This is a genomic window from Mycobacterium sp. IDUB_17, assembly GCF_055419465.1.
The window spans coordinates 927,022-941,388 of the sequence record NZ_JBVAXS010000002.1 but is presented as its reverse complement, the minus strand read 5'-3'; the positions used below and the strand labels follow the sequence as shown (position 1 = coordinate 941,388).

Annotated in this window: 14 protein-coding genes; 1 reads left to right on the top strand and 13 read right to left on the bottom strand. The window is 65.6% G+C overall.

The window, feature by feature from the left end; all coding sequences use genetic code 11:
- Position 1 precedes the first annotated feature (1 nt).
- Entirely contained in the window at positions 2-493 is a 492-nt protein-coding gene (locus ACZYZ7_RS11800; RefSeq protein ID WP_450073033.1) for a YajQ family cyclic di-GMP-binding protein, read from the top strand.
- 194 nt (positions 494-687) lie between these two features.
- Here ACZYZ7_RS11800 and ACZYZ7_RS11795 read toward each other — a convergent pair whose 3' ends face one another.
- The 13 genes from ACZYZ7_RS11795 to ACZYZ7_RS11735 form a co-directional block, all read right to left on the bottom strand.
- Complete coding sequence (locus tag ACZYZ7_RS11795) at positions 688-2,025, bottom strand: LLM class flavin-dependent oxidoreductase (RefSeq protein ID WP_450073034.1); 1,338 nt, start codon at positions 2,023-2,025, stop codon at positions 688-690.
- Positions 2,026-2,039: 14 nt separating this feature from the next.
- The gene (locus ACZYZ7_RS11790) at positions 2,040-2,897 is read right to left on the bottom strand and encodes an ABC transporter permease (protein WP_450073035.1); all 858 of its coding nucleotides are present in this window, start codon (positions 2,895-2,897) and stop codon (positions 2,040-2,042) included.
- On the bottom strand, positions 2,890-3,693 hold the full coding sequence (locus ACZYZ7_RS11785; protein ID WP_450073036.1) for an ABC transporter ATP-binding protein: 804 nt from the start codon (positions 3,691-3,693) through the stop codon (positions 2,890-2,892). The genes ACZYZ7_RS11790 and ACZYZ7_RS11785 overlap by 8 nt, the downstream gene beginning before the upstream one ends.
- Complete coding sequence (locus tag ACZYZ7_RS11780) at positions 3,690-4,721, bottom strand: ABC transporter substrate-binding protein (protein WP_450073073.1); 1,032 nt, start codon at positions 4,719-4,721, stop codon at positions 3,690-3,692. The genes ACZYZ7_RS11785 and ACZYZ7_RS11780 overlap by 4 nt, the downstream gene beginning before the upstream one ends.
- A gap of 140 nt (positions 4,722-4,861) precedes the next feature.
- Entirely contained in the window at positions 4,862-5,662 is an 801-nt protein-coding gene (locus tag ACZYZ7_RS11775) for a DUF3298 domain-containing protein (RefSeq protein ID WP_450073074.1), read from the bottom strand.
- An 11-nt stretch (positions 5,663-5,673) separates the two neighbouring features.
- Positions 5,674-6,327 carry a DUF3329 domain-containing protein gene (locus tag ACZYZ7_RS11770; RefSeq protein ID WP_450073037.1) on the bottom strand — a complete coding sequence of 218 codons (654 nt, stop codon included), beginning with the start codon at positions 6,325-6,327 and terminating at the stop codon, positions 5,674-5,676.
- A 24-nt stretch (positions 6,328-6,351) separates the two neighbouring features.
- Positions 6,352-7,602, bottom strand: coding sequence for an MlaD family protein (locus ACZYZ7_RS11765; protein WP_135458223.1), 1,251 nt, complete (start codon positions 7,600-7,602; stop codon positions 6,352-6,354).
- Positions 7,599-8,840, bottom strand: a complete 1,242-nt coding sequence (locus tag ACZYZ7_RS11760; protein WP_135458225.1) for an MCE family protein — start codon at positions 8,838-8,840, stop codon at positions 7,599-7,601. The genes ACZYZ7_RS11765 and ACZYZ7_RS11760 overlap by 4 nt, the downstream gene beginning before the upstream one ends.
- Positions 8,837-9,955, bottom strand: coding sequence for an MCE family protein (locus ACZYZ7_RS11755; protein ID WP_450073038.1), 1,119 nt, complete (start codon positions 9,953-9,955; stop codon positions 8,837-8,839). Before ACZYZ7_RS11755 ends, ACZYZ7_RS11760 begins: the two co-directional genes overlap by 4 nt.
- On the bottom strand, positions 9,952-11,025 hold the full coding sequence (locus ACZYZ7_RS11750) for an MlaD family protein (protein ID WP_135458229.1): 1,074 nt from the start codon (positions 11,023-11,025) through the stop codon (positions 9,952-9,954). The genes ACZYZ7_RS11755 and ACZYZ7_RS11750 overlap by 4 nt, the downstream gene beginning before the upstream one ends.
- Positions 11,018-12,073 (bottom strand): MlaD family protein, encoded by a 1,056-nt coding sequence (locus tag ACZYZ7_RS11745; RefSeq protein WP_450073039.1) that lies wholly within the window; start codon positions 12,071-12,073, stop codon positions 11,018-11,020. The genes ACZYZ7_RS11750 and ACZYZ7_RS11745 overlap by 8 nt, the downstream gene beginning before the upstream one ends.
- Positions 12,070-13,509: an MlaD family protein gene (locus ACZYZ7_RS11740; protein WP_450073040.1), complete on the bottom strand. Its 1,440-nt coding sequence runs from the start codon at positions 13,507-13,509 to the stop codon at positions 12,070-12,072. Before ACZYZ7_RS11740 ends, ACZYZ7_RS11745 begins: the two co-directional genes overlap by 4 nt.
- A complete protein-coding gene (locus ACZYZ7_RS11735) occupies positions 13,510-14,367 on the bottom strand; it encodes an ABC transporter permease (RefSeq protein WP_135458234.1) in 858 nt (285 codons plus the stop codon).

Here is a 14,367-nt window from a genome sequence, read left to right as displayed (position 1 = left end):
AATGGCGGATTCCAGCTTCGACGTCGTCAGCAAGGTCGACCGTCAGGAGGTCGATAACGCGCTCAACCAGGCCGCCAAGGAACTGTCCACCCGGTTCGACTTCCGCGGCACCGACACCAGCATCGCCTGGAAGGGCGAAGAGGTGATCGAACTCACCTCCAGCACCGAGGAGCGCGTCAAGGCCGCGGTCGACGTGTTCAAGGAGAAATTGGTCCGCCGCGACATCTCGATGAAGGCCTTCGACGCCGGCGAACCGCAGGCCAGCGGCAAGACCTACAAGGTGTCCGGCGACATCAAGCAGGGCATCAGCAGCGAGCAGGCCAAGAAGATCACCAAGATCATCCGCGACGAGGGCCCCAAGGGCGTCAAGGCGCAGATCCAGGGTGACGAGATCCGGGTCAGCTCGAAGAAGCGCGACGACCTGCAGGCGATCATCGCCCTGCTCAAGGGCTCGGACCTCGACGTGGCCCTGCAGTTCGTCAACTACCGCTAGGGCCGACCTTCGAGTGTGCGCTCAGATCGCGTCTGACGACGAAATCGCGATCTGAGCGCACAGTCGGCGCACTCAGCGCACAGTGGGCGCCACATCGGCACCCAGCGTCATGATCACGCCGTTGCCGAGCCCGTTCCTACGCCCGTCAACACGTCCACGGCCGTCACACCGGATTACCCCGGGGACACCCTCGCTCACGCGCTGGTTTCGGCCGCCGTCACCGTGTAACGGCTGGGCCGGTGCGCCAGCCCGTAATGCCCGCGCAGCGTCGTCGCGGTGTAGTCAGTCCGGAACAGTCCGCGCCGCTGCAGGATCGGCACCACCTGCTCGACGAAATCCTCCAGGCCGCCCGGCAGATACGGCGGCATGATGTTGAAGCCGTCGGCCGCGCCCGCGGTGAACCACAGCTCCAGGTTGTCGGCCACCTGCTCGGCGGTGCCCGCGAAGGTCCGGTGCCCGCGGCCGCCACCGAGTTTGGCGATCAGCTGCCGCACGGTCAGTGACTCACTGCTGGCCAGATCCTTGACCAGTTGATAGCGGCTCTTGTTGCCCTGGATCTGCTCGATGGGCGGCAGGGCAGGCAGCGGCGCGTCGAGCGCATGCGCGGTCAGGTCCACTCCCAGCATCTGCGACAGCTGACGCAACGAGTACTCGGGCGAGATCAGGTCGGTGAATTGCTGTTCCAGCTCCAGCGCGGCCTCCTCGGTGGGACCGATGAACGGCACGATGCCGGGCAGGATCTTCACCTCATCTGCGCTGCGGCCGAATTTCACCGCGCGGGCCTTCACGTCGCGGTAGAACGCCTTGCCCTCGTCGACCGAGCGCTGCGCGGTGAAGATCGCCTCGGCGTAGCGCCCGGCGAAATCCTTGCCGGACTCAGAAGACCCGGCCTGCACCAACAGTGGACGGCCCTGCACCGACCGGGGCGAGTTCAGCGGGCCCCGCACCGTGAAGTGCTCGCCGTCATGGTCGATCCGGTGTACCCGGTCCGGGTCGGCGAAGATGCCGGTGGACTCGTCGAGGACCAGAGCGTCGTCCTCCCAGCTGTCCCACAGTTCCGTTGCCACATCGACGAATTCAGCGGCCCGCCGATAGCGGCCGGCATGGTCCGGGATGCCCTCGACACCGAAGTTGGCCGCTTCGTCCTCACCGGCCGAGGTGACGATGTTCCATCCGGCCCGGCCGCCGCTGATGTGATCCAGCGAGGCGAAGCTGCGGGCCAGGGTGTAGGGCTCGATGTAGCCGGTGGTCGCGGTGGCGATCAGACCGACGTGCTCGGTGACCGTCGCCATCGCGGTCAGCAGCGTGATCGGTTCGAAGATCGCCTGCGTGTTGTGCTTCACCCGCGGCCCCACCGCCAACCCGTCGGCGAAGAACACCGAATCCAACTTGCCGCGTTCGGCCACCTGCGCGAGCCGCTGGAAGTGCTTGACGTCGGTCAGGTTTCGCACATCGGTGCGCTCGTGCCGCCACGCCGCCTCGTGGTGCCCGACTCCCATGAGGAAGGCGTTGAGATGAAGTTGTCGCGTCATGGAAAGTCCTTCGGTTAGGTGGTGGCCCGCCAGCCCGACAGCCGCCCCTCGATGGCCACCACGATGCCGTTGAAGATGACGCCCACCAGGGCGATCGTGACGATGCCGGCGTACATGTTGGGGATCTGGAAGTTGAGCTGTGATGCGGTGATCAGATATCCCAAACCCGCCTTGGCGCCGACCATCTCGGCGGCGATCAGCACCAGGATGGAAGAGGCCGCTGCCATGCGCAGACCGGTGAAGATGGTCGGCACCGCCGCGGGCAGGATCACCTTGTGGAACAGCCGGATCGGGGAAAGCCCGAGGGAGCGGGCCGATTTGATCAGAAGGGGGTCCACGGTGCGCACCCCGGAAACGGTGTTGAGCAGGATCGGGAACGACGCGGCATAGATCACCAGCGCCACTTTCGATGTTTCCCCGATCCCCAGAATGAGGATGAATACCGGAAGCAGAGCGAGCGCGGCGGTGTTGCGGAACAACTCCAGGATCGGGTTGAGGAACTCCGCGACCGGGCGGTACCAGGCGATCGCCACCCCTAGTGGGATGCTGACCACGATTGCGATCGCCAATCCGGCCAGGGCGCGCGACAGGCTGGCCGAGACATGCTCGGCCAGTTGACCGTTGCCCAGCAGCGTGAACCACGCGCTGACGACTTCGGAGAACGGCGGCAGAAAGACCTTGTCCACCAGCCCGATCCGCGGGGCCGCCTCCCACAGCGCCAGGAACGCGGCGACAACCACCGTGAGCCGCAACAGACGCCAGGCCAGGGCCTGTAACCGGGGGCCGCGATGCTCGTGCTCCGGCGCCGCCGACGTCTCGGTTGGAATCTCTACTTGTGACTCGACGGGTGCGACCGCGATGGCGCTAGACATGCTGAACCTCCTCGGACCGGGCGCGTTGCACCTCGTCGTGCAGCAGCGACCAGATGCGGTGGCGCTGCGCCCGGAATCCCTCGCTGGAGCGGATGTCGTCGGTGCTGCGATCGATGTCGACGTCGACGATCTGCTTGATCCGGCCGGGCCGCGACGTCAGCACCGCGACCCGCTGACCGAGGTACAGCGCCTCGTCGATGCCGTGGGTGATGAACAGGATGGTCTTGCCGGTCGCCCGCCAGATCCTCAGCAGCTCGTCCTGCAGGGATTCGCGAGTCTGGGCGTCCAGCGCGGCGAACGGCTCGTCCATCAGCAGCACCTCGGGATCGAACGCCAGGCTGCGGGCGATCGCGACGCGCTGCTTCATTCCACCGGACAGTTCGTGCGGGTAGCGATCGGCGAAGCCCTGCAGCCCGACCAGCTCGAGGTACTCCTCGGCCCGCCGGCGCCGCTTGCCCGAGGGTAAACCCTTTGCCTCCAGGCCGAATTCGATGTTCTTGCGGGCGGTGCGCCACGGCAGCAGGGCATATTGCTGGAAGACGATGCCACGATCCAGCCCCGGGCCGGTGACGGGCTTGCCGTCGAGGAGAATCTCCCCCGATGTCGGCTGGGTCAGCCCACCGAGCAGGTCCAGCAGCGTCGACTTGCCGCAGCCACTCGGCCCGACGAGCACCAGGAACTCCCCTGCCGCCAGGTCGATGCTGATGTCCTGGAGTGCCGTGAAACCTGCCTTCTCACCCCGGATCGGGAACTGCTTGGTCACATTGCGCAGGCGCAGCTTGGGTTGCGTACTCACTTGTGTGCCAGCGCTTTCCCATCGGGGCCGCTGCCGTCGGGGTAAGTGCCGTTCGCGTACGGGTTGAGCTCGTTGGTGTAGAGGTCTTTCGCCTTCAGCTGGCCTTCCTTGAGCTCACCGTTGCGCACGAGCCAGTCGATCCAGGTCTGCAGTTCGCGTTCGGCGATCACCGCGCCGGGAACCGGAATGCCCGAGCTGCGCCAGTATTCGATGGACTGCGTGTCCTCGTTGCGCTGTCGCTTGTTGATGATCTCTCGGAACCTGGCCACCACCTCGTCGCGCGGGGTCACCTGGGTCCAGCGGATCGCCCGCGCGGTGCCCTGGACATAATCGGCCACCGCATCCCTGTTCTTGGCCAGGAATTCGTCCCGGACCACGTAGGTGCCGTAGCTGAACGCCCCGAACAGAGACTTGTCGGTGAACAGCGGCCGGATCCCCCCGCGTTGTTGCGCGGTTTCGCGCCAGATCCCGTTGAGCGCCGCGACGTCGATCTGCTTCTCCCGCAACGCTTGCTCGGTGTTGACCGGCGGTACCACGGTGAGGGTCACCGTCTTGATCTCGTCGTTGGTCAGTCCCTCCTTGGCCAGCCATTCCCGGGTCAGGAATTCGTGGTGGGCGCCAAGGGTGTTCATCCCGACCTTCTTGCCGATCAGGTCCCGAGCTGAGTGGATCGGACTGTTCTCCAGCACGAAGTACCCGGTGTACTCGCCCTCGTCGGCGCCGTAGGAGCTGAGCACCGAGGTGATCGGCGCGCCGGCGGCGTTGAGTTTGACCACCGCACCGTTGAACGCCTCACCCACGTCGATATCGCCGGTGGCCACCGACTGGATGTCCTGCGGACCGCTGGTGGTGTTCCCGACCCAATCGAGCTTGATCTTCTGGTAGTAGCCGAGGTCTTCGGCCAGCTCCTGGAATCGAACCTCACCGGCCCAGCCCTGGTAACGCACCACGGTCTTGCCGTCTTCCGTGCGCGCCGACTCACCGGATGAGCCACACGCGGTCAGTACCACCACGAGTGCGCTGAGCATCGCGAGTACCGAACTGAATAGGCGCATGGCCGTTGTCCCCCATGGAGTCGCACTGATTGGTGCGGCTCATGGTGGCAACAAACTCAGGCCGGGTAACCCATTAGCCTCGCGAAGAATCGAATAGGCCGACTGTGACCGGGTCAGGCGCCGCCGAACTGCGGCTGCAGCACCGGGGCCAGCGCCGAGAGCGGGATGTGCGCCTGCACCGTGCCGCCGTCCATCGCCCACTGCATCCGGCCCGGGGTGAAATCGACCGGACTGTCCCGCCCGACCGGATAGTCCGGCATATAGAGGATCAGCTCGTCCGGTGTCAGCGCCCAGGCCTTGTACCCGCCCGAGTAGACGTTGTCCGGGGTCCAGCGGTCCGGGGTGAACGGATAGGTGCCGGGCTGGTGCGGCGGCGGCGCGGCATCGAGTGCGGCGACGATGAACGGCTCACCCAGGCGCGGGATCTCGGCCCGGTAGTCGGCGCCCGGTTTGAACAGGTCGGCCAGCTGCACTTGCCGCCCGCCCGCGAACGTGAAGGTGCGGTAGGCGTCGCTGACGATAGGCGCGTTCGGGTGTGACAGGGCGTCGGTACCGACCGTCCCTGAGTACATCTCATGGAAGACGGCCGTCATCGCGTCACCATGCTGGAAAATCTCGAACTGCTCCTCGCCGAAGCTGTCGGCGGCCATCTTCTGCGCGGCGTTGCGCCAGTTGTTCATCAGGTTGGTCAGGTACTGCCGGATGACGGGGTTTTCCACCAGATCGCCGGGCAGCGCCATCTTGATGTCACGAACCGCCTTTCGGTCCGAGGTCACCGACGTGTGGCAGGACTGCCCATCCCACTGGGCGCCCAGGTCGTCGCAGAAAGATGCCGCCGACGCCGCGGCGGACGGCGCGGTCGTGATGGCCGCGGCCACCACGGCCGCCGCGCCGATCAGCTTGCCGATGCGCATCATGGGCCGGCTCAGGCGAGTTCCACTTTGCTTGCGCGCCATTGCCCGTCGACCTTGTCCATCGTCATCTTGATGCGGCTACGATCGATCCGCGGATCGGGAACGGTGCTGTTGGACACCGACTGGTCGACGAACAACAGCACCACGACCTTGTCCTTGGTCGCCGACTGCACGGCGGACTCCATCACCACGCCGTGCGCCGAGGCCTTGTTGTCGATGAGCAACTGGCGCAGCTGCATGCTCGACTGCGAGTACATGTCCTTGAACTCGCCCGTCGCACCGGCCAGCACCTGGTTGAAATTCTCGTCGACCTTGTCGGAATCGATACTCGTCAAGATCTGGGCGTAGGACACCGCGGCGTCCTGGGCCTGTTTGCCGGCCTGTGCCACCTGCTGGTTTTGCAACACCGTCCATCCCAGGAAGCCCGAAAGGGCCAGGACGGCAACGAATACCGCAACCACAATGCCGACCAGCACCCACTTGCGCCGGCCCGGTTTCGCGGCCTCCGCCTCGGGCTCAGCCTTGGCTTCCTCTTTGTCCTCGGTGTCCGAATCGACTTCGGGCTCGACGATCTCGTCGGCCGTCTCTTCGATACCAATTGCGTCGTCGACGATCTCGGCCAGATCTTCGTCGGCCTTCTTGTCAGTCGTAACAGTCACCGTCATCTCCTTTGGGTGAGGTTGGGTGGATTAGCGGGGCGGTTCGATCGGCAGGGTCGGGCCGCCGTAGGGAGTCGGAATGGTGTAGCGCCCCCGCGGTGTCGGGTCGGTGGTGCGCGCGAGATCTGCCCCGGGCGGCGGCCCCGCGGTGTCGTCATCCGCGGGGCGCGGCGCGTTCTTGGCCCCGCGGACCAGGACGCCCGGATGATCGTCGGTGCAATAGGTGTACATGTAGGGCTCCGGATAGTCGGCCGACGCCGGTGGCCGACGCGGTGTCCCGTAGTCGCAGGTGTAGCGCGGGTAGATGTCCGCGGTGGCCCACAGCCCGTTGTCATGCATGACACTGCCCAGGGCGTCGAGCACCGACGTGCGGTAGTTCGGGAACAGCGCGTTCAACGCCGGCACCCGCAGGTACAGCAATTGCGAAGTGCTGGCGAGGCTTCCGAGCAGCTGCACCATGGTGTCGGAGTTGTCGGCGAACAGGTTGTCGACGGAGTTCAACGCTCCCGGGGTCTGGTTCGTGAGGCGACGGAAGCCCTCGCGCATCTTGTTGATCCCGTCGAACGTCGAACTCAAATTGTCCGACGCCACCGCGACGCCGGCGTTCTTCTCCGACATCAGGTTGAAGACCACGCGGCTGTTGCGCAGCACGCTCACCGTCTCGGGCAGCACCGAATCCAGCGTCGACAGGAGGAACGTGCCGCCGTCGATGACGTCGGCCAACTTGCGGGGACCGGCTTGCGACATACTCAGTTCCCGGCGGATCACTTCGAGCTTGCCGACATCGACCTGGGACAGCGCGCCGTCGGCATCGGCGAGCAACTGGGCCAGGCTGACCGGCACCGTGGCCTTGCCCAGGCCGATCACGCTGCCGTCGGTCAGGAACGGGCCGTCTGCCGTGTTCGCCGCGAAGTCGACGTACTGCTCACCGGCCGGGGACAGCCCGGACACCCGCACATCGCTGGACTTCGGAATCGACACGGCCGAATTCACGTTCACCACCGCCTGGACCCCGGTGGGTGTGATGTTGAGCCGCTCCACCCGCCCGACCCGCACGCCGCGCAGGGTGACGTCCTGATTGGGCAGCAGGCCGGCGGATTCCGGCAACTCGATGGTGATGCGGTAGCTGGAGTCGAAAGGCTTGACCCTCAGCGCCCCGATCATCAGGTAGGCGCCGGCCACAACGAGGGTCATCACCAGCGCGCCGGCCGACAGCCAGGCTCGGCGCCGGTACCCGGCCCGGACCACGCCGACCACGAAATCCGCGAGTGCGTTGATCATCGTGGCGCCTCCGCCGGTGCCGGTGCCGGAACCTCCCCGGGCGGTGGCCCGGCCGGAGCCTCGGGTGCGGGAACGATCGCGCCGGGCTCGGTCGGGCTCGGGATCACCGGCATCTGCGGCACCGAAGGGCCCCGGCCGACGACGCGCTCCTGCAGGCGCAACAACGTGTACTGCAATGAGCCGACCAGCTGATGCCAGTTGTACCGCTTGGGGCCGTGCAGTCCCGGATCACCGGCGAACCCGATATCGGGAATCGACCCGAGAATCAGTCGGTCGATGCTGGCGCGCACCGAAAGGCCACTGCCGGAAGTCGCTTTCACCAAGGGCGGCATCATCCGGTTGAGCGCGTACAGCGAGGCATCGGGAGCGAGCGCCACATCATTCCAGGCGCCCGCCACCTTGTTGGCATCGGCGATCACGCTGCGCCCGCTGGTGTCGGTGCCCGCAACAGACGGGAATTTGCGCAATTGCGCCGAGGTGTCGCCGATCTGGGTGATCAGATCCGCGATCTGGGTGGTGTGCTCGGCCAACGTGTTCGTAGCCGGCCCGGCCGCATCCATCAACTCACTCACGGTCTGGTTCTTGTCTTCGATCTGCCGCAACAGCCGCGATGTCTCGGTCATCGCGGTCGAAAGTTGGTCGGAGCGGGCGTTCAGGGTGCCCAGCGTGTGGTTTGTCTTGGCGATCAGATTGCCGAACGCCTGGCCCTGGTCACCGGTGGCCTTACCCATACCGTTGATGATGTTGGTGAAGTTACGGACCGCACCACCGTTGACCAGGATCGCCGCCGAACCCAGCAGCGATTCGACGGTCGCGGCGGCCTGTGTCGAATCCAGGTCGATGGTGTCGCCGTCCTTGAGCAGTGGCGCGTTCGGGTCGACCGGGGTCGGCGGCCTGAGCGAGACGAACACATCTCCCAGCGGTGTCGCCGAACGCAATTCGGCCTCGGTGCCATGGGGCAACCGGACACCATCCATGATGCGCAGGGTGGTCACCGCGGTGTAGTTGCTGGCCACCATCGACTCGAGCTCACCCACATCGGCACCGGCCAACTTCACCTTGGCATTGGCCGGCAGGTTCAGGGCATTGGCGAATATCGCGGTCAGCTTGTAGCCGCCCGAGCCGACGCCGGGCGCCGGCAACGGCAGGCTGGCCAGGCCCTCGGAGGCACATCCCGAGATCGTCAGGCAGGCCGTCATCACTACGGGCAGAACGTATTTGCGCACCGGTCTGATCATCTCTGTCCCATCGCCGCCATGCCGTCGAGCATGTAGGACAGCCCGAAGTCGGGACCGAAGTCCTGCACGGTTCCGGTGCTGCACCCCAACTGGCGCAGCCCCATCATGTTGCAGACCTCCTTGACGGTCTGCGAATCGAAAAGCACCTTGTCCACCAGGACGTGGGCCCGCGCCGAGCCATTCGTCTGGTCGACGATGTTGTAGATGTTGTCCAGCGTCAGCGGCGCGAGATCGAGGAACTCGGCCAGATCTCGCCGCTGGTCCACCGTTGTGGTCAGCGCGGTATTCCCGTTGAGGACAATCTGTTTGACCTCGTCGCGGTGCGTCTGCAGCACTTCGCCCACCTGGGTGATCACCTCGTTGATCTTCTTGCCGGTGGTGCCGCTACCGAAGTTCTCGTCGGCCAGGATCTGGCTGAGCTGACGTACCGACGAACCGAATTCCCGCAGCGTGGCGTCGTTGCGGGAGGCCGCCTCGAACAGCGAGCTCAGGTTGCGCACAATCGTGGTGAGCTGGTCGCGGGTCACCGCTCCACGATCGGAACTGAGCCGCAACGCGTCTGACAGTTCACCGAGGGCGTCCTTCATCTGCTGACCGTTGCCGTCGGCGATCGCCGCACTGGCATTGACGACGTCCCCGATGGGTCCGTTCCCCTTGCCGTCACCCTTCAACGAGGAGGACAACTTGTCCAATACATCCAGCACACGGGCGAACTCGACCGGCGTCTTGGTCCGATTCAGACCGATCGTGTCGTGATTCTGCAGCGTCGGCCCACCCCGGTAGGCCGGGGTCAGCTCGATCTGGCGGTCGGTGAGGATCGAATTGGAGATGGTGACCGCCTGCGCGTCGGCCGGCACCTGGACATCCTTGTCGACGGTGAACTCGACCTCGACATAGTTGCCCTTGGGCGTGATCTTGTTGACGCTGCCGACCTTCATACCGAGCACGGCGACCGTATTACCCTCGTAAAGCCCTGCCGCGCTGTCGAACTGGGCCGTCACCGTGATGGTATTGGTCCGCTCCTTCACAAACCACCAGCCGGTGCCGACGACTGCGGCGATCAGCACCGCACCGGCGACGCACAGGGCCAACACCTTGCTACGGATCACCCTCATTTGCAGTCCTTGTAGTACTGGATCATGTTGAACTGTTTGGCCCGGCCACTGATCGCACACATCCAGGAGTCGATCAGCAACCCGTTGCCGACGTGCATCTCCCCGGCATTGCCATTGCCGGTGGCGTTGGCGAGTCCGCGCAGGGCCACCGGACCCGACTGCAGGACGCTGCGCAGCAGATCGTCGTGCTGACCCAACATGTTCGACAGGTCGCGCAGGTTCGTCAGCAGCTGCTCGAGCTGTGGCCGGTCGTCCACCACGATGCCGGTGAGGGTCTGGACCAGATTGGTCAGGGCCGCGAGCATGGCCTGAAATGACGCCCGGCGCATGACGAATTCGCCGACCAGGTCGTTGCCCTGGTTGACCAGGCTGCCGATCGTGGCCTGCTGGCGACGCAGGGTGTTGCCGACCAGGTCAGTGGTTTCCAGCAGGGAACCCAGCTGGTTCCGCCGGTCGGCGATGATGGTCGCCAGGGTGTGGGTGTTCTGCAGCGCCCGCGGCACCACTGCCGGCAGGCCCTCCATCTGCTTGCCGAGGATGCTCAGCGTCTGGGCGAACTTGTCGGAGTCGACCTGCTCAAAGGTGGTGGTGACGTCCCCCAGCGCCTCCTGCAGGTCATACGGCACCTCGGTGTGAGTGAGGTCAAAGGTGTTGTCGGGCAGGGAACCTGAGCCCGCGGGCTGCAGGGCCAGATAACGCGATCCCAAGATGGTGGTGATCTTGATGACTGCCCGGGAGTCCTTTCCGAGCGGAACGTCATCGCGCACCTTGAGTTTGGCCTCGACGTGGTCGCCGGCCAGCTTCATGCTCTTGACCTCGCCCACCGGCATGCCGGCAACGGTGATGGGGTTACCGGCCTTGAGCGCAGCGGCCTGCTGGAACCGCGCGGTGTACTGCCGGTAGCCGACATCGGCGACCTTGACGATCAACATCGCCCCGATCAGAACGGCCACCACGGCGATCGCGATGATCCCGAGCCGCGTCCGGTTGTAGCTCTCCAGTGGACGGCGCGGTTTCTTCGGTGCCTCCGGCACCGTCGGTGTCTCCGGTTTCGTCAGCTGATCAACCATTGGCCAAATTCCTGCATTTGGGGGTGTACTGCGCCTTGTTCCCCGGGGTGGCGGCGTCGACGATGATCGGTGTGACGTCGTTGAGGCCTGGGAAGAATCCCGTCGCATTCAGGTCGCACGCATAGGTGGTGGCGTAGGCGCCCTCGTTGGTCATCCGGGCGAATCCCTTGAGCAGCAGCGGGAGATTCGCGCCGGTAAACGCCAGTTGCGGTTCGATGCCCACCATGTGCGAGACGAACCCGGGTTCCCGGGTCACGAGCTCGTTGAGTGACGGGTACACCTGACCGCTGATGGTCGACAACTGGCGCACCACTTTGGAGATCGAACCCAGCGAGTCCACCATCTCAGGCCGGCGGGCGTCGAATGTGGCGACCATTCCCCGGGTTTGGGTGATCACCTCGTCGAGACTGTCGTTGTGCTCGGCCAGGTTCTTGGCCACCGCGTTCAGATTGTTGATCACCTCTCCGAGTTCCTGGTCCCGTCCGGCGAAGGAATCCGTCAGCTGCGCGGTCTGGTCTACGAGCGCGACGATCGAGGAATTGTCGCCCTGCAGCGAGGCGATCACTCCTTTGGTGAGATTGTCGGCGTCGCGCGGGTTGAGCACGCTGAACAGCGGCTCATACCCGTTGAGCAGCGTCCCGACGTCGAAGGACGGATCGGTCTGTTCGACGGGGATGACGCTCCCGGCCGGAAGCGGGCCGGGGTCACCGATATTGCCCAGCGACAAGCCGAGATAACGCTGCCCGACGATGTTCTGGTAGGTCACCGAGGCGGCGGTCCGGCCGTACATCGGCTGGTTGTCCTGCACCACGAACGACACCTTGGCGAGGGCGCCCTGCAGTTCGATCTTCTCGACGCGCCCCACCCGTACCCCGGCCATCCGGACGTCGTCACCCTCACGCAGGCCGAACACATCGGAGAACAGGGCGGCGTAGGGCACGGTCTTGCCGGCCACGTCACGGCGCAGCGTGACATAGACGAGCCAGGTCAGCCCCAGCGCGACCACCATGAACAGCGACAGGCCGATCGTCGCACCGCGGTACCTCATCGGCCTCCCTCTCCAGAAACGGGTTGTCCGGCGGCGGGTGCGGCTTCCGCGGGCAGCAGCGGGCCGCCCGGGGCCACCGGCGCGACCGGCGACAGTGGCACCGGCGGGGGCGGCGCCGGCATCAGTGCAGGGTTCGCCGTTCCCGGCACCGGTCCGGACGCCGGCATCCACGGCGGCAGGGGCGGATTCGGGTCGGACAGGTCTGGGTTCGGATTGACCAACGGCGGACCGACCGCGACGAGATTCCCATTGGCGCCCAGCGCCGTTCCGGGAGGCGGCATCAGATCAGCCGGTGGCTGAAAGTTCTGCGGCAACAGCACATCCGGTAGCGAGGGCCGGGTCGGCACCAGCGGGGCGGTGAAGCAGCTGGGCCCCTTGAGCCCGGCGTACTGCGGGCAGTCGGCACGGGTGTAGGCGTAGCTCGGCGTCAACGAGAGGTTCACCCGCATGTTGCCGATGTCATGGTCGGACATCCAGACGTGCTCGAAGAACTTGCCCGACAGCTGATTGAGCTTGACGAAGGCCGGCACCCAGTTGTTGGAGGTGTCTGCCAGCACACCCAGAACCGGCGTCAGGTTCGACGTGGTCTTCGCCAGCTGGTCGGCGTGGTTGCCGAGCGCGGTGTGCGTCGTACCCACGGTGTTGATCCCACCGTTGATCATGGTGTTCAGCTGGGAGCGCTGCTCGACCAGGGTCTGCATCGGCTGCACCGCCTTGTGCAGGGCATCGAGCAGATCCGGCGCGGTCTGCTGCAGCCCGTGGGTCGCGTCGATCAGTGCGGAGACCGTGGTCTGGCCGGGTTCGGTGGCCACCACCGAGTCGAGCTGATCGATCAGCCGGTTCAATTGCGCTCCGCTGGTGAGCAATTCGGTTCGGCGGTTCTCGGTCGCGGCGTTCACCGCGGCCAGGATGCCCACCGTTTTGTCCTCACGACCGCGCCCGGTGGCGGCCAGCACGTCGCGCAGCTTGCTGATCGTGGTCTGGAACAACACCGTCGGCAGTTCGGTGTCCTCGGGGATCTGTGCGCCCGCGGAGATCGCCGGAGCCGGTCCGTCGGAGCGGTCGACCAACTGCACCGACGACACCGCGAAGACGTTGCTGGGCACCACACGTGCCGTCACCGTGTTCGGAATGGCGCCCGCGTATTCGGGGTTGAGGTCGATGTGGACGAAGTTGGGATCGCCGTTGGCGGCCGGGACGACGTCGTCGACCATCCCGACGAGCACGCCGTGATACTTCACGTCGGACCGCTGCGGCAGACCGTCGCCGACGTTGACCAGGGCGGCCACCACCGGCACCCGCGCGTCGAGCCGCCCGGTGGCCTTCACCAGAAGGAATGTCGAAATCAGTACTGCCACAACAAGTACGGCGGCACCACAGCCGAGCAGTTGACGGTCGGTCGGGCCACGCCCGTCCATTTCCAGCGAGTTGCCCATCTAGCCGCCGAACCTCGCTCCTGAATCGACCGTCCACAGCGCCATGGTGAGCAGCATGTTCACGATGACCACCACGGTGATGCTGGCCCGCATGGCATGGCCGGCGGCCACGCCCACGCCCACCGGCCCGCCCGAGGCGTAGAACCCGTAGTAGCACTGCACGGTGGAGGCGATCCACACGAAGATGACCGCCTTCAGTACCGAGTAGAGGATGTCCTGCCCGGACAGCATGAGGCTGAAGTAATGCAGGTAGGAACCGGTCGAGCCGCCGCTGATCAGGAAGACCACCAGCTGGGTGGTCAGATAGCTCACCGCCAGGCAGAGCGCGTAAAGCGGGATCACCGCGACCACCGCAGCCATCAGCCGTGTGGTGACCAGGTACGGGATCGGGCGGATCGCGATGGAATCGAGCGCGTCGATCTCCTCGGCGATGCGCATCGACCCCAGCTGCGCGGTGAACCGGCATCCGGCCTGTGTTGCGAAGGCCAGTGAGGCGGCGATCGGCGCCAGTTCACGGGTGTTCACCAGGGACGAGATGATGCCGGTGGCCGGGCCGAGCCCGAGGAGGTCGAGGAAGTTGTATCCCTCGATGCCGACGAGCGCCCCCATGGTGATGCCCAGCACCACCGCCACCCCGATGGTTCCGCCGCCGACCACGAGTGAGCCGTTGCCCCAGGCGATGTCGGACAGCAGCCGGACGAATTCTGCGCGGTAGTGCCGCAGCACGATCGGTACCGCTGCCAGTGCCCGGACGAAGAACACCATCATGTGGCCCAAGCGCATCACCGGCTTGGAGGCCCGTTTGTACAGCCGCACCCACGGCGCGAACAACGGTGGGACGAATGTGGAGGCCGTCAT